Here is a 19476-nt window from a genome sequence, read left to right as displayed (position 1 = left end):
GGATCGATCGGTTTTGCGGGCCACGGCCGGCTCTCTTCAACAAGGAGCTTTGACGCGTGGAGGTAATCGCCTTTGTCCTGGCGGCGGTGGCGCTGTTCATCGCCCATGGCAAGCAGAAGCAGATCGACAAGCTCGCCCACCGCATCCAGTCGCTGGAGCGGGGCGTACCACCGGGCACGGCTGTGCGGGAGCATGCCGCCGAACCCGCGCCGGCGGCGCCTGCCGCCACCGATCCGGTCGCTGCCCAGCCGACGCCTGATGTCGATGAGCCCGTCGAAGACCTAGTTGCCGCCTCGACGCTGGACGAGGGCTGGGTACGCCAGAGCGCGCCGCCGGAGCCTGAGCCGCGCAGCCGCAAGGCCCGTGTTTTCGACATGGAACGCGTCATGGGCGTGCAGCCGCCGGTCTGGGGCGGGGCGATCATGCTGCTGATCGCCGGCTTCTTTCTGGCGCGCATGGCGGCCGACAACGGCTTCTTCACGCCCACGCTCGGGGTGATCGTCTGCGCCATTGGTGCTTTGCTGGCGTTGGCGGGCGCCTTTGTCGTGCGGCGGCTGCAGATTACCAATTACCAGCAGATTTCGGCGGCCCTGGCTTCGGCCGCCATCGGCACGCTTTACGCAACAGCCTTCCTGTCCAGTGCCGCTTTCGGCCTGACCTCGCTATTGACCGGGTTCCTGCTTTCGGCCGGAACGGCCGCCCTGGCGCTCGCGATTGCCTTCATCTTCGGCCGGCCCGTGCTGATCGTTGGCCTGCTGGGCGGCTATCTGGCGCCGTTCTTCCTGTTGGCCGATGCGCCCCAGGCGCTGGTATTCCATCTCTATCTGGCCGCGCTGCTGATCGCGGGCGCTGCAACCTGCATCCGGCTGGGATGGTGGTCGCTGTTGACGCCGGTCGTCCTGCTGCATTTCGCCTGGCTGGCGGCATTCCTCTATATCGGTGCGCCGCCCGACGCGCCCGAACTATCGACCCTGGTGGCGCTGGTTGTCTCGCCGCTGGTGCTGTTCCTGCTGGTCGAACGGGGGCCGGAAACAACCGCGCGGGGCTGGGGGCCGACGGAGTTGTCGACGGCGCTGGCCATGTTCCTTGTCTTGGCGGGGGCAAGCTGGACGGATTTCAGCCCGCTCTATCTGGTCGGTGTCTGCGCGCTTGGCCTCGGCACGGCGCTCATGACCGTGTTCGGCCGATCCGGAACGCTCACCCCCACCTATATCGCGGTGGCCGGCTGGCTGCTGATGATGGCCAGTTGGCGCGAACCGGACGGGCCGGCACGGCTCGTTGTCGGCCTCGTCATGCTCGCTGCCATCGCCGTGCCGCTGGTCGTGGGCATGCTGCGCGGCAGGCCTGCACTGCGGGCGGCGAGCGTGCTCTGCGTAGCGGTCACGCTGAGCTTCGTGTCGACCATGGTGGATCTCGACGGCTGGATCGGGGTGCGCGACCTGCCCACTATGTGGGCCGCCCTGGCCCTGCTGTTTGCGGCGGCAGCCGTTGCCGGCGCGCTGTTCCTCGGTCGTGCCGTCGCGCCGGAAGCCGCCGATGGCGTGCGCGGGATATTCAGCGCATCGGCCTCGGGCTATGTGTCACTGGCGATCGTTGCGGTGGTCGATCCCAACTATTTCGCCCTGGCGGCCGCCTTGCAGGTGCTGGGTCTGGCCCTGGTGCAACGGCGCTATCCCCTGCAGCATCTGCCGCTCGTCGCCGGGCTCTATATCGGGGTCTATTTCGGGCTGCTGGCGCTTTCGATACTCGCCTGGGCCGAGCCGGGAAGCCTGCGTGAAATTGCCGATTATGTTCCCGGCAGCCCGCCATGGGATGCGCCTGTCGTGGCGCTGCTGCTGCCCGCGCTGGCCTTCCTGCTGGCGGCCACCATTCTGCGCGGCACGCCCGCCTGGCTGGTCAGGGTTCTGGACAATGCGGCCGTGGCATTGGGCGCATTCGGCCTGACCTATCTGATCCTGCCCGAGCCCGGCCAGATCATTCCCCCGGATACGCTGATCTGGAGCTCGCTCTGGGGCAATGCGATCCTGCTGCTGAGCCTCGCCGCCGTCGCCGCGGGAACGTGGCTGGCGCGGCAGGGCTTGCGGGAGGCGGGGCTGGTGGTGTCGCTGGTCATGCTGGCCATAATCGGCCTGGCTGTGGTTCTGCCGGTTTATGGTTTCTGGCCAAGATGGCATGTCCCGGGCCTGCCCCTGCTCAACGTATCGCTGACCGGGATTGTGCTGCCGGGGCTGCTTGCGCTGGCGCTGGCCTGGGTGATGCGCGGTGTCGAGGGGACGGCGCAATGGATGCGATGGCTGTTCGCCATTGCCGGCGGTGTGCTGGTGCTGACCGGCATCCTGGTCGATATCCGCCACCTGTTTCATCCGGACATGCTGCAGGGCGATAGCGGCGCCATCGAACGCTACACCTATTCGGCAGGCATGCTGCTGCTGGCTTTTGCGGCTTTGCTGATCGGCACGCGCCTCGACAGCCAGCCGCTGCGCTATGGTTCGCTCGCGATCATGCTGGCGACGGTGGCCAAGGTCTTCCTGTTCGATATCGGCGGGCTGGAAGGACTCTGGCGCGTCGCGTCCTTCGTGGGCATGGGGCTGGCCCTGCTGGCGACCAGCTGGTTTTATGGCCGACATGTCTTCGGCAGCCGGAGCAAGCCAGCCGAAGACGAGGCGCCAGCCGCCCCTTAACAGGGTTACGGCGTGATAATGGTTCGCTGGCTTGCCCGCTCGTCGGCATAGGTGGCCGGGTCATAGGCCGGCTGCGCCTCGAGCTGCTCGCGCGTGGTGTTGAGGAACAGGTAGCGATTGCCGAAGGTATCGGCGGAGAACACCAGATTGTCCGAGGCAACGGCGACCGGCCTTGCGCCCAGGCCCAGGAAGCCGCCGACATCGACGATAACGGCGTCAAAGCCGCCATCGGGGTCGATGAGGACGTCGCTGATGGCGCCGATCTGCTCGTCATTGATGCCATAGACGGCGATGCCGCGCAGCTCGTCCGCGGTCAGCCCCGTCTCGTCGAACGGGCTCAGGCCCTCCCGATCCAGCGGCGTGGTGATGGTCTGCCGCTCGGGCTGGTCGGTGGTGAGAGCAGGATCGATAGTGGTGTCGTTGGGGTCGCCATCGACCAGTTGGTCCTCCTCCTGCTGCGGGGTCAGCGCCGGTTGGCCGGTTGCCTCCTCGCTGTCGGACCAGATGAAGGCCGGCGCGGCAGACAGGGCTTCGGCGGTGGTGGCCAGCACCCAGCGGCGCGAGCCGTCCTGGCGGGTAGCCCATTCGAGCTGGGCGAAATCGACCGCCACTTCCTTTTCGCCAATACCCAGGAAACCGCCGACACTGATGACCACGGCGGAAATGCCCAGCCCCGAGGTGACGACCATGTCGGTAATGGTGCCGATCTCTTCGGCCGGGTCTTCCACCGCGGCATAGACGGTTTCACCCAGCAAGGTGGTCACCAGCACGTCCTCGCCGCCCGTCGTATAGCCTTCCGAGAGCAGCGTGGGAGGCGTCAAGCCACTCTGTTCGAGCTCGGTGGTCGGGGCTGGCACTTGCCCCAGCGCCGGCGCCGAAAGCAGCAAGGCGAGGGTCGAGGCGGTGAGAAACGGACGCAGCATAGCGATCTCCTGTGACGCAAAGGGCCGGCCCACAGGCCGGCCCTTCCAGAAACAATCCGCGAGGGATCAGTTGGTTGCCGGAGCAGCCGGCTCGACCGGGGCCATGGGATCGGCCGGGGCCATGGGGTCGGTGGCCGCATCGGCCGGCTCATCTTCCTCCCAGACGAAGTCCGGGGCGGCGGTCAGGGCATCGGCCGTGGTGGGCACGACCCAGCGTTCCGTATTGTCGGCAGCCACGGTGAATTCGAGCGACTGGAAGTCCACCGCAACGGCCTTTTCGCCGATGCCGAGGAAGCCGCCGACACCGATGATCACAGCGGTGATCTGGCCGTTTTCATCAAAGACCAGGTCGGAAATCTTGCCGATTTCCTCGGCATCGTCACCGGCGCTGGAATAGACCGGCTGGCCGATCAGGCGCGTGCCGAGATTATCGGTATCGGCAGCGACATAGCCAGCCGACATATCCCAGGGTTCGTTGACCTCGGTTTCTTCCACGGCGCCGGACTCGACATCGCCGGCCGGGGCAACGTCGGTGGCAGCGGGAGCGGCCGGCGCGGCGGGTTCGGCCGGGGCAGCAGGCTCAGCGGGTGCTGCAGGTTCAGCCGGCGCGGCCGGCTCGGCGGGTGCCTCGGTGGCGGGCGGCGCAGCCGGATCGGCAGGCGCGGCGTCCTGGGCGATGGCGCCGGTGGCGAGCAACGCAGCGAGGGCCGTAGTGGCCAGAAGGGTGCGGATCATAGTAGGCTCCATTGGTTCATCGTTGAGGTGAACGGGCCGCGCGGTGCAAAACTTGCAGGTGGCGCATCGTGCGGCCCATGATGTCTCGACAACGCAGCGACAAGCGCAGACGTTCCGGGCCGATTTGTCGCGGATCAATTGAAAAGGCCGGCTCTCGCAACGAGGCCGGCCTTCTCCGCCTCCCTGGCGGTATTGTGCTGGGCGCCGCGCAACATGGTGCGCAGGCCTCCCGACATCGCTGACAATAGCGCAATTGGCGGGGCAAGGGACCTATCGACGGGCAACAGGCTTAAGAGGCTGCTAACTGGTTAATGCGGCCGTGTCGCGGTCATAGCTGCGCATGGCGCGATGGGGCATGCCGCCATCCTGGAATTCCGGCCCGAAGGCGGCGAAGCCCAGCTTCTCATACATGCCCAGCTTGTCGGACTGGGCGGTGAGGTAGAAGCGATCGCGGCCCTGGGCACGGGCATGCTCCATGGCCGCCAGCATCATCTGCCTGGCAATGCCGTGGCCGCGGAAGGATTGCCGCACTGCCACCCGGCCGATCTTGATGTGTTCCGGCTTGTCGATCAGCCGAAGCGTACCGACCACCTCGCCCTGGGCAATGGCCACGAAGTGGGTGGCGGTGATGTCGTCGGCATCATTCTCCTCCGCCTCGGGCACTTTCTGTTCCCAGACAAAGACCTCGCGCCGCAGCGCGAAGGCAGCGTTGCAGAGGGTGGAAAAGGGCGGAACGATGAGGATGGTGATGGGGGTCACAGGCCGACAGCCTTGCGCAAGACATCGTTCATCCGGCTTTGCCAGCCGGGGCCGGAGGCCTTGAAGCGATCGACGACGTCAGCGTCGAGCCTGATGTTGAGGTGCTTCTTGGGATGGGGCAGCGCGGGTCGGCCGCGTTTTACCAAGCTACCACCGTCATGCTGGTCCGCAGATTCGAACCATGCATCGTCCAGTTCAGGTGCATCATCCGGATCAGGCGAGAAATTGGGCGTACCGGGCTTGCTCGCGCTCATTGGCCTTCCTCATCGAAATTATGTGTCTTATGTCGCCGCGTTGCGTCCAGACCACAACAACCATTCGACCGGCCATATGGCCGACGGTGATCATGCGTAGCTCGCCGTAGTCAAACCTGTCGTCCTGCTTGTCATAGGTTCGACCGGCAAAAACTTCGGCGGCAGCGGCGAAGTCCAAGCCTCTTTCCGCAAGCGTACGGTCTCGCTTGGTGGGGTCGAAGCTCAGACGCATGCTTTAATGTAGCCACAGAAAAACGAAACTTCAACGGGGTTGCGCGACGCAGAGAAGGGCGGGCAAATGGCGGGCTGCGATTGCGGTTGGATCTGGAGGCAAGGACGTGAGCATCGAATTTTTCGTCACCACGCTGATCGTGGTGATTTCGCCCGGCACCGGCGCGCTCTACACCATTGCCGCAGGGCTGAGCCGGGGCCGCAGAGCCAGCCTGTGGGCGGCATTCGGCTGCACTCTGGGCATCGTGCCGCATATGCTGGCGGCGATTACCGGGCTGGCGGCAATCCTGCATACCAGCGCGCTGGCCTTCGAGATCATCAAGTATCTCGGCGTGATCTACCTGCTCTACATGGCCTGGGCGACGCTCAAGGAGACCGGGGCGCTGAGCGTCGAGGCGGACCGGGTGGAGAAATCGGCGGGCAAGGTGATCGTGGAGTCGATCCTGATCAATATCCTCAATCCCAAGCTCTCGATCTTCTTTTTTGCCTTCCTGCCGCAATTCGTGCCGGCGAGCACGCCCAATGGGGTCATGCGGATGCTGGAGCTCAGCGGTGTCTTCATGGTGGTGACCTTTGTGGTGTTTGCAGCATACGGACTGTTCGCTGCCGCGATCCGTGGACAGGTGATTTCCAAGCCAGCGATCATGCTATGGATGCGCCGCACATTTGCCGGCGCCTTCGTGCTGCTCGGCGCGAAACTGGCTTTGACGGAGCGATAGACTAATGGCCGACCTTTCGGGTTTTCCCATCACCAAACTCTGGCCGGCGGCCAATCCCGACGTGATCCAGCTCTATTCGCTGCCGACGCCGAATGGGGTGAAAGTCTCGATCATGCTGGAAGAGACCGGGCTGGCCTATGAGCCGCACCTGATCGACATCACCAAGAACGAGACCTGGGGCCCGGAATATCTGGCGCTGAACCCCAATGGGAAAATCCCAGCCATCATCGATCCCAACGGACCTAGCGGCAAGCCGCTGGCCTTGTTCGAGTCAGGCGCCATCCTGATCTACCTGGCCGAGAAATCAGGCAAGTTCCTGTCGGCCGATCCGGCGCAGCGTTACGAGACCATCCAGTGGGTGATGTTCCAGATGGCGGCGATCGGGCCGATGTTCGGGCAGCTCGGCTTCTTCCACAAATTCGCCGGCGCGGCCTATGAGGACAAGCGCCCGCGCGACCGCTATGCGACCGAATCCAAACGCCTGCTCGGTGTGCTGGAAGACCGGCTGGCCGGCCGTGACTGGATCATGGACGACTATTCCATCGCCGATATCGCCACGCTCGGCTGGGTACGCAACCTCGTCGGCTTCTACGGCGCGGCCGAGCTGGTGGACTATGCCAGCCTCAGGAACGTACCGGCCTGGCTGGAACGCGGCCTGGCCCGGCCGGCCGTGCAGCGCGGGCTGGAAATCCCGGCGCGCAGCTGATCGATCGGCCGCCGAAGATCGGCAGCGGTCTATTGCTTGTTGACGCCCTGCGTGGTGGCTAGCCACCAGGTGATGCCTGAGGGGTCGGTGACGCCGCCGCGCTTGTCGGGATCATCCTTCTGCACCGGCTCCTGCACGACCTTGCCGCCCGCGTTTCTAGCGCGGGCGAAGCTGTCATCGACATCGGGCACATAGACGTGGACATGGGCGCCGGTGGCGCCATCAGGCATCTGACCGACCATGAGAATGGTGTCGTCTATGCGCACTTCGGCATGGCCGATGCTGCCATCGGGCATGCGATGGACCATTTCCGGCTTGGCTCCGAACACGGCGTCGATGAAATCGAGCGTCACCTGGGCGTTCTCGACAATAAGATAGGGCGAAAGGCTGTTGTGGCCGGCAGGCTTGTACATGGGGAACCTCGTTGGTTGTGGGCAGAACGCGACGTGGGCGGCGCGGTTCCGCAACCATGGCCGGACCTGCGCCGTTATGGCTGGTCATGGAGGAGATCAGCATGCACACGCCACACGAGAATGATATCCGTGCCCGCGCCTATGCCCTATGGGAACGCGATGGGGCGCCAGAGGGGCAGGATCACGCCTACTGGTACCGTGCCGAGCGCGAACTGAACGAAGAAGCTGATGTCGATACGTCTGAGGAAGCGGCAGAAGTCGATCAGCCGACACCGCCTGCCGGATTGCCGACGCACTGACAGGACAGGCTCTGCGGCCTTTCGGGCGGAGTTGATCTGCGGCTAGCGTTCGGTGCGGACAGTATAATGGCGGTGCAGGCCTGCGGTGATCTCGGCCCAGGCGGAGGATTTGGCGCGCGCCTGATGTGCGTCGAAGGCGGCCTGGTCGCTGAATATCTCGGAAACGAGGAAGCGGCCGGGATCGTCGGGGCTTGGGACGACGTCAAAGGCGAGGCAGCCTAGCTCGGCGCGGGTCAGGGCGATATGGGCGGGCAAGGCGCTGGTGACCGCCGCGAGCCGTTCGGGCGGAACCTCCATATAGCCATCGAGCAGCACGCGACCGGCCAAGTCAGTGGCCCTCCGGCTGCGTCAGCGCTTCGGCCACGGTCAGAAACGCCTGGCCCTGCTCCATTTCGCCCAGCTCCATCAAATGCAGGCCGGTGGAGAGGCGCTCGATATAGCCCCATTGCCAGATGGCCTCGGCGGGAACCTGGGTGCGGCTGGTCAGGTGCCGGGCATGGCTGCGGGCAATGTCATGCGCGTGGCGGCCGGCAATGCCTTCATGCCAGGCACGGAGCAGCACGCCCAGATCATAGGCCGGCTCGATGGCGAGGCCGTCAGGATCGATGAATTTCCACCGCCGCCCGTCGGTTTCGGGCACTTCGAGAATATTGGCCGGGTGTGGGTCGCCATGGGCCAGCACGGCATTTTCGGGCCGCCAGGCGGCGGCGCGGTCGCGGCAATACATCAGGGCCGTGTCCAGCACGGCCTGCGAGCAGGGGCGGCCGAGCTGCTGCCACCTTTCCAATATGGCCATGGCGAGGCTGTTGGCCTTGTCGACACCGGTGGTGTAGGCGGCGCCTGATGGCACCGGCATCCAGGCTTCCAGCAGGGTGCCGCACAGGATGTCGATCTTGTCCCTATAGGGCATGTCGAACTCGTGGAGCGGCGCGCCGAGCCGTTCGAGCAGCATGGCGTGGCGCGCGGGGTCGTGGCGGAGCAATTGCACATAGCCCTTGCCGCCGGCCGCGGTCAGCACTTCGGCTTCGCGGCGGCCGATGGCGCTGCCCGGCGTCGAGACCTTGATGACCGAGATTTGCCCGGCCGTATCGACCACTTCGGCGACGAAGGCGGTGCTGCCGCCAGCAATGGCCTGGCCGATGGTCAGGCCCCAGTCATGCTCCAGCTCGTGCAGGTTGTCGTCGAGCGAGGCCAGCCAGTCGCGCCCGGGCAGGCCTTCGACCTCGGCGCGGCGGCGGACAATGTCGGGAACGGGGAACCGGACATTGTCGGCCATGTCAGACACTCCCGACGGTCTTGAGGCGAATGCGCGGATGGACCTCGTTCTGGCTCATCACCATGGTCTGCGGGCGGAAGCGCTCGATGATGGAGCGGACATGCGGGCGGATCGATGGCGAGGTGATGAGCACAGGCAGTTCGCCCTGCTGGGCGGCGCGCTCATAGGCGGTCTGGATGGCGCCGATGAACTGCTGCAACCGGCTGGGCGCCATGGCGAGATGGCGGTTGTCGCCATCGCCGACCATGGCCTCGGCAAAGTCGCGCTCCCATTGCGGGCCCAGGGTCAGCAGCGGCAGGTTGCCGTCGGGCCCCAGATTGGCGGCGCAGAGCTGGCGGGCGAGGCGGCTGCGGACATGTTCCGATATCATCTGCACCGAACGGCCGGGTCCGGCCACTTCGGCAATGCCTTCGAGAATGGTCGACAGATCGCGGATGGAAATGCGTTCGTTGAGCAGGGTCTGCAGCACGCGCTGCACGCCGGAGACCGAAATGAGACCGGGCACGATATCTTCCACCAGCTTCTGCTGCTCCTTGGGCAGGCCCGAGAGCAAGGATTGCACATTGGCGTAGTTCAAGAGGTCGGCGACATTGGCCTTGAGCACTTCGGTCAGATGCGTCGAAATGACGGTCGAGGGATCGATGATGGAGAGGCCGCGCAATTCGGCCTCGTCGCGCAGAGCCGGCTCGATCCAGGTGGAGGGCAGGCCGAAAGTGGGTTCGGTCGTATGGGTGCCGGGCAGGTCGATCTGGTTGCCATAGGGGTCCATGACCATGAGCTGGTTGGCATAGATCTCGCCGGTGCCGGCTTCGACCTCCTTGATGCGGACCTTATAGACATTGGGCTCGAGCTGCATGTTGTCGAGAATGCGCACCGGCGGCATGACGAAGCCCAGTTCGAGCGCCAGTTGCCGGCGCAAAGCCTTGATCTGCTCGGTCAAGCGGTCCGAGCCGTTCTCGTCTTCCTTGACCAGGCTCAGCAGGCCATAGCCGAGCTCGAGCTTGAGTTCATCGATCCTGAGGCTGTCGGTGATCGGCGCTTCCGCGGCAGCGGCGCTGGGCTGGCTGACGGCCGCATCCAGCGCCGTCTTGGTCGCGGCCTCGGCATCACGAACGTCCTTGGTTCGGGCAGCGCGCCAGGCCACGTAGCCGACGCCACCGGCCAGGGCCAGGAAGGGCAGCATCGGCATGCCGGGCAGGAAGGCCAGGGCGCCCATGACGGCCGAGGACATGCCCAAAGCGCGCGGATAGCCGGTGAACTGGGCCGAGAGAGCCTTGTCGGCCGAGCCGGTGACGCCGGATTTGGAGACCAGGATACCGGCGGCGGTCGAAACGATCAGCGCCGGGATCTGGGAGACGAGGCCATCGCCGATGGTGAGCAGTGTATAGACGCTACCGGCTTCCTGGACGCTGAGGCCTTCCTGCATCATGCCGATCAACATGCCGGCGGCGACGTTGATGAAGGTGATGATGAGGCCGGCAATGGCGTCGCCGCGCACGAATTTACTGGCACCATCCATATTGCCGAAAAAGGCGCTTTCGCCTTCGAGATCGGCGCGGCGGCGCTTGGCGGTGTCTTCATCGATCAGCCCGGCCGAGAGATCGGCGTCGATGGCCATCTGCTTGCCGGGCATGGCGTCGAGGCTGAAGCGGGCGGCGACTTCGGCGATACGGCCGGAACCCTTGGTGATGACGATGAAATTCACGATCACGAGGATAATGAAGATCACCGTGCCGATGACGAAATTGCCACGCGTGACGAAATTGCCGAAGGCTTCGATGACGTGGCCGGCGGCGGCCGTGCCGTTATGGCCCTCGCTGAGGATCAGGCGCGTCGTGGCCAGGTTCAGGCCCAGCCGCAGCATCGTGGCGATCAGCAGAACCGTGGGGAAGGCCGAGAATTCGAGCGGCTTCTGGATGAACAGGGCCGTCATCAGGATCATCACCGAGAAGACGATGGAGATGGCCAGCAGACCATCCACCAGCAAAGCCGGCATCGGCACGATGAGGATGACGATGAGGCCCATAACGCCGGCGGCGAGCGCGATATCGCCCGAGCGCAGCAGGTCGAAGACCGACGCAGCGGATGGAACCTTGAAGCTAGGGCGGGCGCTGGTGGGAACGTCGGTCATGGTCTAGTCCTGCGCTGAGCCCCCCTTCTCCCCTTGCGGGAGAAGGTGCCCGAAGGGCGGATGAGGGGTCCTGCGCTATCCACGATCATTGAAGCATGGGATGGCGCAGAACCCCTCACCCGGTTTCGTCCGCTGAACGCGCACGAAACCACCCTCTCCCGCAAGGGGAGAGGGGTGATCCGGTGGGTGGTGAGCGGTTGGTGGTTCAAGCCGCGCCCCGCCTCTCACCCGGCTCGGGCACATTCGTGCCTTCGTCGGCATATTGGTTGAGCTTGTTGCGCAGGGTGCGGATCGAGATACCCAATATATTGGCCGCATGGGTGCGGTTGCCCAAGGTGTGGTCCAGCGTATCGAGGATCAGGTCGCGTTCGACATCGGCCACGGTGCGGCCGACCAGGGCGGCGGACATGGTCTGCGCGGTCTGGGCGAGCTGGGCCGAGAGCGAATTGGCGGCGGCGGCTTCGGCCAGACCCATGCCGTCGGGCAGCACGATGGCTTCAGGGCCGATAATGTCGCCGGAGGACAGCAGCACGGCGCGGTGCAGGGTGTTTTCCAGCTCGCGCACATTGCCGGGCCACGGCGCCCTCAGCAAAGTGGTGCGCGCTTCGGCCGAGAGTTCGCGCGGCGGCAGGCCGTTGGCCTTGGCATATTTGCCGACGAAGTGTTCGGAAAGCGCGGTGATGTCGCCCGGGCGGTCGCGCAAAGCGGGGAGCTTCAAATTGACCACGTTGAGGCGGAACAGCAGGTCCTCGCGGAAGCTGCCTTCGCGCACGGCTTCGCCGAGATTGCGGTTGGAGGTGGCGAGGATGCGGATATCGACCGGCACTGGCTTGCCGCCGCCGACGCGATCGATCAGCCGCTCCTGAATGGCGCGCAGCAGCTTGGCCTGCAGGCGCACGTCCATTTCGCTGATTTCGTCGAGCAGGAGCGTACCGCCCGAGGCCTCCTCGAACTTGCCGATGCGGCGGGCGATGGCGCCGGTAAAGGCACCCTTCTCATGCCCGAACAGCTCGGATTCGAGCAGGGCTTCGGGAATGGCGGCGCAATTGACCGAGATGAAGGGCTTGTTGGCGCGCTTGGACCGCGCATGGACGTATTTGGCGATGACTTCCTTGCCGGTGCCGCTCTCGCCGGTGATCAGGATCGAGGCATCCGAACCGGCAATCTGGTCGGCCATGCGCACGACGCGTTCCATGGCCGGGTCGCGGAACAGGAATTCGGACGAGTCACGGGCCACAGCGGCGATGACGGCGGCGATCAGCTCGGCATCGGGGGGTAGGGGGATATATTCCTTGGCCCCGGCGCGGATGGCGTTGACGGCGGCAGCGGCATTGGCCTCGACGCCGCAGGCCACCACCGGAATGGCGATACGCTCGGCTTCGAGCCCGGCAATCAGCCCGGCAATATCCATGACGACATCGACCAGCAGCAGGTCGGCGCCGCGGCCGGCGCGCAGGGCGGCCAGCGCGATCTCGACCGAGGGGGCATGGGCCACCTTGGCACCGCCATTCATCGCCATCTTGGTGGCGGTGCTGAGTTGGCCCTCGAGGGCTCCGATGATGAGCAGACGCATCCTCTACTCCCCTACTGTGGTTTGATGATTTCGGTCATGGTGACGCCGAGCTTGTTTTCGACCAGCACGATTTCGCCGCGGGCGACGAGGCGTTCATTGATGAAAATCTCGACGGCTTCGCCGACCTGACGATCGAGTTCGATGACGGTGCCGGTATCGAGGCGCAGCAATTCGCTGACCGGCATCTTGGTGCGGCCGAGCACGACCGAGATGCGGACGGGAACGTCGAACACCGCTTCGAGGTCGGCGGCGTTGCGCTCGATATGCGCCTCGGGACCATCATCGCGGTCAGGCGCCAGCATTTCCTCGAAGGAGATGCTCTCCTGGGTGGTGATGTCGTCGTCGCCGGGTTCGGAAGCGCTCATTGGTCGCTCTCCTCGTGTCTGGACTGGCCGCTGCGCGCGGCGAGATAGGCTGAAATCTTGAGGTCGATATCCTTTGCGATGGCGCCGATATCGCGCACCAGCCCGCCATCGACCCATTCGAGTCGGCCGTCACCCAGCCGCTGTTCGGGATCGCCCATCACCACCAGCCGGCCGGCAAAACCCGATGTCTGCATATGGGCGGTGGCGATATCGCGGATGCCGTTGGCAATGTCGGGGTGGCAGCGCACCACCAGATGCGGCACGCCATTGAGGCTCTGCATGCATTCGGCGATCAGCGCATCGAGCTCCACCGAGGGGTAGCGCGCCAGCAGGTGCAAAGCCAGCTTGCGGCCGATGCTGGCGGCCAGCTCGACCGCTTCGCGCTGCGCCTGCTCGGCGGCAGTGTCGAGGGCTGCGGCCATTTCGGCGCTCTGGGTCGCCAGCGTCGCCGCGGCGGCAGCCAGCGTCTGGGCGGCAATGGACGTGGCGTTGCGCTCGCCGGCAGCCACGCCTTCGGCATAGGCCTCCTCGCGCGCCTGGGCGAGCAGTTCGGCAACCAGGCGCTCGGGCATGGTCGGCTCGGGCGGCGCCATGGGCGTGGTGCGCTTGCCGAGGTCCAGGTCGAAGGTGAAGCGGGCGGGCTGTGCCATGGGTTACGCCACCATCTGATCGTCGGCCTTGGACTTCATGATCAGGATTTCGCCCTTGGCGGCGAGATCCTTGGCGGTCGAGACCATGCGGCCCTGCGCCTCGTCGACGTCCTTGAGGCGCACCGGGCCCATGACTTCCATGTCGTCCTTGAGCAGCTTTGCGGTACGGCCCGACATGTTCTTGAAGAAGGTCTCCTTGACCGTCTCGTTGGCGCCCTTGAGCGCCATGGCCAGTTCTTTCTTGTCCATCTTGGTGAGCAAGGTCTGGATGGCCGAGGATTCGAGCTTGGCCAGGTCCTCGAAGGTGAACATCAGCGCCTTTATGCGTTCGGCATCGTCGCGGTTCTGCTCTTCCAGCGTGGTGATGAAGCGAGCTTCGGTCTGGCGGTCGAAGCTGTTGAAGATTTCGGCCATCTGCTCGTGGCTGTCGCGGCGCTTGGAATGGTTCAGCGTCGACATGAATTCGGTGCGCAAAGTGGTCTCGATCTTTTCGAGGATTTCCTTCTGCACCGGGTCGAGGCCGAGCATGCGCTGCACCACGTCCATCGCCAGTTCCTCGGGCAGGACGGCCAAAACCTTGCTGGCATGGTCGGTGGCGATCTTGGACAGCACCACGGCGATGGTCTGGGGATATTCGTTCTTGAGATAGGCGGCGAGCACGTCGGCCTGCACGTTGGAGAGTTTCTCCCACATGTTGCGGCCGGCCGGCCCGCGGATTTCTTCCATGATCGCGTCCACCTTGTCCTGGCTGAGGAAGCTCAGCAGCAGGCGTTCGGTGGAGTCGGTATTGCCCGACAGCGACCCATTGGACGAGATGGTGGTGACGAATTCGACCATCAGGTCGTCGAGCATTTCCTGGGTGATCGGGCCCAGACGCACCATGGCGCGGCTGAGCTGCTTGACCTCGAGTTCGTCCAGCTCGTCGAAAATGGGCCGGCCATAGTCAGGCCCGAGCGCCAACAGGAGCGCGGCCGCCTTTTCGTCGCCCTTGAGCAGGCGCTGGTTGGTGGCGTCGCCAACGATAAGCTGCTTGCCGGAGGCGACCTGGGTCGGCAGGTCGGAGGTTTCGGCGGATTGGGAAACAAGGGCCATGGCGGTTACGCTGCGCTACCCAACCAGTCGCGCACGATCAGCGCGGCCTGCTTGGGATTTTCTTCGACGAGAGTGCCGACGGTCTTGAGGGTTTGGAGCTGGGTCTCGCCCATCGACTTGGCATTGGCGACCCAGGCAGGGGTCTTGTCGCGCGGCTCGTCGGATTCGTCGGTGATGACCTGGCCATCGGCGGCGAGCACGCCGTGATGGCCGAGTTCGGCGCCGCTGGGCAGAGCCAAAGCCTGGGTTTCGGGCGTCAGCACCTTCTTGAGCAGCGGGCGCATGACGAAGAAGATCAGGGCCAGCGCGATGAGCAGGGTCACGGCCATTTCGGCGCCGTTCATCACGTCGTCGCGGGTGAAATCGAGCAGGCCGCCAGTCGCATCGGTGCCGGGCACGGCCAGTTCGGGGCGCTCGGCAAACTGCATGTTGACGACTTCGACACTGTCGCCGCGCGCTTGGGAATAGCCGACCGCCGAGCGGACCAGCGTCAGGATCTGGGCGATCTCGTCGGCGCTGCGCGGGGTATAGACCGGATCGCCATTGGGCGCGGCGGCATAGACGCCATCCACGACCACGGCAACGGACAGGCGCTTGATGGCGCCGGCTTCGGTAACGGCGGTCTGGGTGGTCTTGGAAATCTCGTAATTGGTGACTTCCTCGCTCGACGTGCCCTGTTCGGTCGGGCCGGCCGCGCCATTATTCTGGCTGGCGCCGGGCAGTTCATTGGCCACGGTGACCTGGCCATTGGCGCCGGCGCTGAGATTTTCGGTCTCGCGGATTTGGCTGGAGCGGACGACCTGGCTTTCCGGGTCGAAGGTTTCCTGGGTGGTGGTCGAGCGATTGTAGTCGATCTCGGCACTGACCTCGACGCGCGCCCGGCCGGCGCCCACGATATTGGCCAGCATGTCCTCGACGCGGGTGCGCAGGCGGTTTTCAAAGCTCAGCGTGCGTTCGGCGGCTTCCCCGGCCAGGGCGCCTTCGGCATCGTCGCCATTGCCCGAAGCCAGCAGGTTCCCCCTGGTCGTCGACGATGGAGACGCGGGTTGGCGTCAGGCCCTCGATGGCAGCGGCCACCATATGCTGGATGGCGCGGATTTCCCCGGAGGAGAGTTCGCCGCGCACCGACAGGACGATGGAGGCGGACGGATCGGTGCGTTCGCGGCGGAACAGTTCGCGCTCGGGCAGCACCAGATGCACGCGGGCCGACTTGATGCGGGTGAGCGAAGCGATGGTGCGGGCCAGTTCGCCTTCCAGCGCCCGGACATTGTTGATGTTCTGCACGAAGCTGGTGGCGCCCAGCGTCGATTGCTCGTCGAAGATTTCGTAGCCGACCTGGCCGCGCTGCGGCAGGCCGGAACCGGCCAGGGTCATGCGGACCGTGGTGATCTGGTCGCGCGGAATGAGAATGGTGTCGCCGTCGCCGCGCAGCTCGTAGGGCACGTTGAGCGTCTGCAGTTCGGTCACAATTGCCGAAGAGTCTTCCAGGCTCAGCCCGCTATAGAGCGGCGACAGATTCGGGGTCTGCGCCCGCATGACGAGGAAGCCGAAGAAGCCGAGCATGAGGATGGCGACTACCGCCATTGCGGCCAGCCGCGGCAGGCCTATGCGGTTGATCAGCTGGGTAAGATTGTCCACGCCGGCACTCTATTCAGGGGTGGCCATGCCGACGCAAACTGCGTGGCGACCGCTGGGCAAAAATTACCTAGCGGATGGTAAAGATTGTCTTAACTCCCGGTTGCAGTTTGCGAATTCCGGCAGAAAATGCCGGGCGGGGTAAAAGAAGGATGAATTCATGCTGAGAGTGCTGGGGCGGGTGACGTCCATCAATGTGCGCAAGGTGCTGTGGGCGCTCGATGAACTGGGGCTGGCCTATGAACGGGAGGATTGGGGCCTGCCCTTGCGCGACCCGAAAGTGCCCGAATTCCTCGCGCTCAATCCCAATGGCCAGGTGCCGGTGGTGATCGAAGGCGATTTCGTGCTGTGGGAAAGCAATGCCGTCCTGATCTACCTGGCCGAGCGCGAGGGTGGGCTTCTGCCCGAACAGCTCGAATTGCGGGCGCTGGCGCTGCAATGGCTGGGCTGGCAGGCCAGCGAACTCAATCCACCCTGGGGCTATGCCGTCAATGCACTGATCCGCAAGACACCCGGCTATGACGATCCGGCCAGGATCGCGGATTCCATGGCCCGGTGGACGCTCAAGATGGACATATTGGAAGCCGCCCTGGCTGGCGCCAATACGGGCTATATCGGCGCCGGCTTCTCCATTGCCGACATCGCGCTTGGCCTGTCGGTACATCGCTGGATGTCGATAGCGGTCGAAAAGAAGGAATTGCCAGCCGTGGCGGACTATTACGAGCGCCTGATGAGCCGGGAAGCGGGGGCGAGGTGGATGGGACCGGAGACGCCGTAGCGATTACGATATCGCGCACTGGTGTTCATTGGCAGCTTCCGACCCCCGTTCCTGCCATTGGCGCTTCGCATCCGCACCGCCGCCTCTGCCCAAAGCGGACAGTACGACCCGATCCGAACGCCGCAGCCCCTCGTCAGATTTCTAACCACTGGAACCTTTCGCTTCCCATCATCGACCCGAAGGGCACCTCGCGCGTTTCCTTGCGATGGTGTCGGCAGAAGAGGTGGTCGATTTCACGAAGGGAATTGAAAAGGTGCCAGAACTTTCTCAACTCGTCGGGTGGCCGCGTCGGATGAGGAGCAAGTACACGAGAGACGATCGGTCCGAGATTTGTGTCCAACGAATCGACGGCCATCCAGCCTGCTTTCGCGTTGCGTCTATCGAACTCGTCGGGATCCCAGCCCAGCCTATCCAGGTGAATTAGCATCGGAGGTAGGGGAAGGGTGTTGGCCAGCGGCAAGTACTCGTGGGGGTCCACGTACCGCTCCAGGTCGAAGCCGTTCTCAAACAGCTGACGTCGAGTGTCTACAAATGACAAAAACGCGTCGATAGACGCGTTCGCGGCGGCGCTCGCCTTGTCCGAGCGTGATGAGGATAGCTTCTCGGCAAGGTTGGCGTCTAGCGCGAAAGATAGTTGAAGATTCTCTTGCCAGGTCGGGCAGCCGTAGTACTGGTCAAGAGCGGCAAAGAAAGCCGATGCTCGCTGCGTTAGGGCCGGCATGCCAAACTGTCGACAGTAGGACAATGCCGCGCTGAATCGAGGCCCCGGAGCACCGTGAAGGTCCTCAGTGGTCCAGTCTTTCATGTATTTGCCGAGGACGGTCCCTGCCAACATTGCCCATGTGGCGCATAGCAGGATCGCTCGAGGGACCCTCGGTAGGTCGGATTGATCGCATTGAAAGAAGGGGGCGATGCCCTGCGTATATCGCGGACTGGCCTTGTCGAGGCTTGCAAGAAACTCGAGCGGGGACAGTCCGGTACAGGATTCGTGCGCCGCCTTCATCTGAACCATGACTGCTGAGGCTTCAAAGACCTGCCACGGTTGGAAGGTCTCCGTCCAAGGGGCACCGCGAAGTAAATGATCGATTTGGTCGTAGTGTTCCTTGATAGCCGTGAGCCGATATATGAACCTGGGCGTGTAGAGCTTTTTGGGGAGGACATGCGATGGATCGACCCGCAAAGATTCATGTATTTCGAGTGGTGGGTAGATATCATAGTCGAAGGGGACTTCGGGATCGTGGCCTCTCAAGGGGGCTGGCGAAGCAATTTGATTGGGGATCACAGGCAAAGGGAACGGACGAAGCCCCGGCCCAAAAAAGCCTGTCGCCTCAAGTTCATTTATTCTGGCGCGTCGCTCTGCCGCCGGAACCTCCAACCATGTCTGCAGGGGCACAGGCATACAATTAGAGCCCGTAACAATGCCGAAAGCGGTCAGCTCATGAAATATCTGATCGAAATTGGCCATGATCTCGACCCGAAGCCGCAGAAGCTTCGAGGAGTACGGGCTGATTAACGCGTCGTGATAATGTCGGGTCTCATGCTCGATGACGCTACCAAGCCATACGGCATTGATCGATTCAGGATCCTCAAAATCGTGCTGATAAACCTTCTTTCGCAGGTAGAAATCGTGGAAAACCTCGACCGCTTCTGGCGTGTCGAGGTAAACTTGGGTTCCTAAAAAACGAGGATCGTACGTGCCGAAGTTAAGTCTTGTCTTCTTCAACGAGATTCGCCTACTGACCCAGTAGCAGAACCAACTCGTCCTTAATCTGCTCGCTAGTAAGGGCCTCGGAAGACGAGAAAGTGACCCGCTTTCCGTTGGCGAGGCGAATCTCAATATGAGTGCCCTGGTTCTTTTTCAGCGCGTTGAAAATTGTCGCCGACATGGTGACGGAGAAGATACCTACCTCAATGATCGACACCATCGTGGCCACGACGCCTAGATCAAAGCTCAAGCTGCTAAGGCTCGAGTCTTGCTTCACGTCGAGCGGCCCCTTGATACCTGCCCCTCGCAACGCTTCGACTATCTCAAGAAGGACAGCTTCTTCACCTACCAAGGTACTCGGAACTTGCATCTGGACCTCTTGCAGGGAGCATGACAATGCTGGAAGTTAAAGCGCTCTAAATGATTGTCAATTCTCTTGTCCGGGAGTCGAGACGTTCGTGTCGATAGTATGCCGGATCGTGCTGCCGCCGGCCGTGACCGGAGCCACAGCATTCCCGGAGATAACCGTATGTCTAGGTCGGACGCGGCGC

22 protein-coding genes are annotated in these 19476 nt (G+C 63.8%); 5 read left to right on the top strand and 17 right to left on the bottom strand.

What is annotated here, in order from left to right:
• Positions 1-56 precede the first annotated feature (56 nt).
• On the top strand, positions 57-2681 hold the full coding sequence (locus tag FPZ08_RS11470; protein WP_146290144.1) for a DUF2339 domain-containing protein: 2625 nt from the start codon (positions 57-59) through the stop codon (positions 2679-2681).
• Between the two features lie 5 nt (positions 2682-2686).
• Here FPZ08_RS11470 and FPZ08_RS11465 read toward each other — a convergent pair whose 3' ends face one another.
• The 5 genes from FPZ08_RS11465 to FPZ08_RS11440 form a co-directional block, all read right to left on the bottom strand.
• The gene (locus FPZ08_RS11465) at positions 2687-3604 is read right to left on the bottom strand and encodes a PRC-barrel domain-containing protein (RefSeq protein ID WP_146290143.1); all 918 of its coding nucleotides are present in this window, start codon (positions 3602-3604) and stop codon (positions 2687-2689) included.
• A gap of 66 nt (positions 3605-3670) precedes the next feature.
• A complete protein-coding gene (locus tag FPZ08_RS21970) occupies positions 3671-4339 on the bottom strand; it encodes a PRC-barrel domain-containing protein (RefSeq protein WP_186766955.1) in 669 nt (222 codons plus the stop codon).
• Between the two features lie 300 nt (positions 4340-4639).
• Positions 4640-5098 carry a GNAT family N-acetyltransferase gene (locus tag FPZ08_RS11450; protein WP_146290140.1) on the bottom strand — a complete coding sequence of 153 codons (459 nt, stop codon included), beginning with the start codon at positions 5096-5098 and terminating at the stop codon, positions 4640-4642.
• Entirely contained in the window at positions 5095-5352 is a 258-nt protein-coding gene (locus FPZ08_RS11445) for a BrnA antitoxin family protein (protein ID WP_146290139.1), read from the bottom strand. Before FPZ08_RS11445 ends, FPZ08_RS11450 begins: the two co-directional genes overlap by 4 nt.
• Positions 5312-5530, bottom strand: a complete 219-nt coding sequence (locus tag FPZ08_RS11440) for a BrnT family toxin (protein ID WP_342780130.1) — start codon at positions 5528-5530, stop codon at positions 5312-5314. The genes FPZ08_RS11445 and FPZ08_RS11440 overlap by 41 nt, the downstream gene beginning before the upstream one ends.
• A gap of 160 nt (positions 5531-5690) precedes the next feature.
• On the opposite strand from FPZ08_RS11440, the gene FPZ08_RS11435 reads away from it, so the two are divergent.
• Positions 5691-6302, top strand: coding sequence for a LysE family translocator (locus FPZ08_RS11435; RefSeq protein ID WP_146290137.1), 612 nt, complete (start codon positions 5691-5693; stop codon positions 6300-6302).
• Positions 6303-6306: 4 nt separating this feature from the next.
• Positions 6307-7008, top strand: coding sequence for a glutathione S-transferase N-terminal domain-containing protein (locus FPZ08_RS11430; protein ID WP_146290136.1), 702 nt, complete (start codon positions 6307-6309; stop codon positions 7006-7008).
• 29 nt (positions 7009-7037) lie between these two features.
• Here the strand turns inward: FPZ08_RS11430 and FPZ08_RS11425 are convergent, their stop codons facing one another.
• The gene (locus FPZ08_RS11425) at positions 7038-7421 is read right to left on the bottom strand and encodes a VOC family protein (RefSeq protein WP_146290135.1); all 384 of its coding nucleotides are present in this window, start codon (positions 7419-7421) and stop codon (positions 7038-7040) included.
• A 101-nt stretch (positions 7422-7522) separates the two neighbouring features.
• Between FPZ08_RS11425 and FPZ08_RS11420 the strand changes: the two genes are divergently transcribed.
• Entirely contained in the window at positions 7523-7720 is a 198-nt protein-coding gene (locus FPZ08_RS11420; protein ID WP_146290134.1) for a DUF2934 domain-containing protein, read from the top strand.
• Between the two features lie 42 nt (positions 7721-7762).
• On the opposite strand, the gene FPZ08_RS11415 is transcribed toward FPZ08_RS11420, so the two are convergent.
• The 9 genes from FPZ08_RS11415 to fliF form a co-directional block, all read right to left on the bottom strand.
• A complete protein-coding gene (locus FPZ08_RS11415) occupies positions 7763-8047 on the bottom strand; it encodes a putative quinol monooxygenase (RefSeq protein ID WP_246132632.1) in 285 nt (94 codons plus the stop codon).
• Position 8048: 1 nt separating this feature from the next.
• Entirely contained in the window at positions 8049-8996 is a 948-nt protein-coding gene (locus FPZ08_RS11410; protein ID WP_146290133.1) for an aminoglycoside phosphotransferase family protein, read from the bottom strand.
• 1 nt (position 8997) lies between these two features.
• On the bottom strand, positions 8998-11127 hold the full coding sequence (gene flhA, locus FPZ08_RS11405) for a flagellar biosynthesis protein FlhA (RefSeq protein WP_146290132.1): 2130 nt from the start codon (positions 11125-11127) through the stop codon (positions 8998-9000).
• 205 nt (positions 11128-11332) lie between these two features.
• A complete protein-coding gene (gene flbD / locus FPZ08_RS11400; RefSeq protein ID WP_146290131.1) occupies positions 11333-12700 on the bottom strand; it encodes a sigma-54-dependent transcriptional regulator FlbD in 1368 nt (455 codons plus the stop codon).
• A gap of 11 nt (positions 12701-12711) precedes the next feature.
• Positions 12712-13002 carry a flagellar motor switch protein FliN gene (fliN, locus tag FPZ08_RS11395; RefSeq protein ID WP_246132904.1) on the bottom strand — a complete coding sequence of 97 codons (291 nt, stop codon included), beginning with the start codon at positions 13000-13002 and terminating at the stop codon, positions 12712-12714.
• 59 nt (positions 13003-13061) lie between these two features.
• Positions 13062-13715, bottom strand: a complete 654-nt coding sequence (locus FPZ08_RS11390; protein WP_146290129.1) for a FliH/SctL family protein — start codon at positions 13713-13715, stop codon at positions 13062-13064.
• 3 nt (positions 13716-13718) lie between these two features.
• The gene (fliG, locus tag FPZ08_RS11385) at positions 13719-14807 is read right to left on the bottom strand and encodes a flagellar motor switch protein FliG (protein WP_146290128.1); all 1089 of its coding nucleotides are present in this window, start codon (positions 14805-14807) and stop codon (positions 13719-13721) included.
• Between the two features lie 5 nt (positions 14808-14812).
• Positions 14813-15715, bottom strand: a complete 903-nt coding sequence (locus tag FPZ08_RS22795; protein WP_342780129.1) for a flagellar M-ring protein FliF C-terminal domain-containing protein — start codon at positions 15713-15715, stop codon at positions 14813-14815.
• A 28-nt stretch (positions 15716-15743) separates the two neighbouring features.
• Positions 15744-16445 (bottom strand): flagellar basal-body MS-ring/collar protein FliF, encoded by a 702-nt coding sequence (gene fliF, locus FPZ08_RS22790; protein ID WP_342780128.1) that lies wholly within the window; start codon positions 16443-16445, stop codon positions 15744-15746.
• 157 nt (positions 16446-16602) lie between these two features.
• On the opposite strand from fliF, the gene FPZ08_RS11375 reads away from it, so the two are divergent.
• Positions 16603-17220, top strand: coding sequence for a glutathione S-transferase family protein (locus FPZ08_RS11375; RefSeq protein WP_146290127.1), 618 nt, complete (start codon positions 16603-16605; stop codon positions 17218-17220).
• 133 nt (positions 17221-17353) lie between these two features.
• Here the strand turns inward: FPZ08_RS11375 and FPZ08_RS11370 are convergent, their stop codons facing one another.
• Positions 17354-18943, bottom strand: coding sequence for a hypothetical protein (locus FPZ08_RS11370; protein ID WP_146290126.1), 1590 nt, complete (start codon positions 18941-18943; stop codon positions 17354-17356).
• Between the two features lie 10 nt (positions 18944-18953).
• Entirely contained in the window at positions 18954-19295 is a 342-nt protein-coding gene (locus tag FPZ08_RS11365) for a hypothetical protein (RefSeq protein WP_146290125.1), read from the bottom strand.
• Positions 19296-19476: the final 181 nt, after the last annotated feature.

Origin of the sequence: Devosia ginsengisoli (assembly GCF_007859655.1) — a bacterium.
GTDB classification, from domain to species: domain Bacteria; phylum Pseudomonadota; class Alphaproteobacteria; order Rhizobiales; family Devosiaceae; genus Devosia; species Devosia ginsengisoli.
The sequence above is the reverse complement of the archived record's forward strand: the minus strand, read 5'-3'. Positions and strand labels throughout refer to the sequence as shown.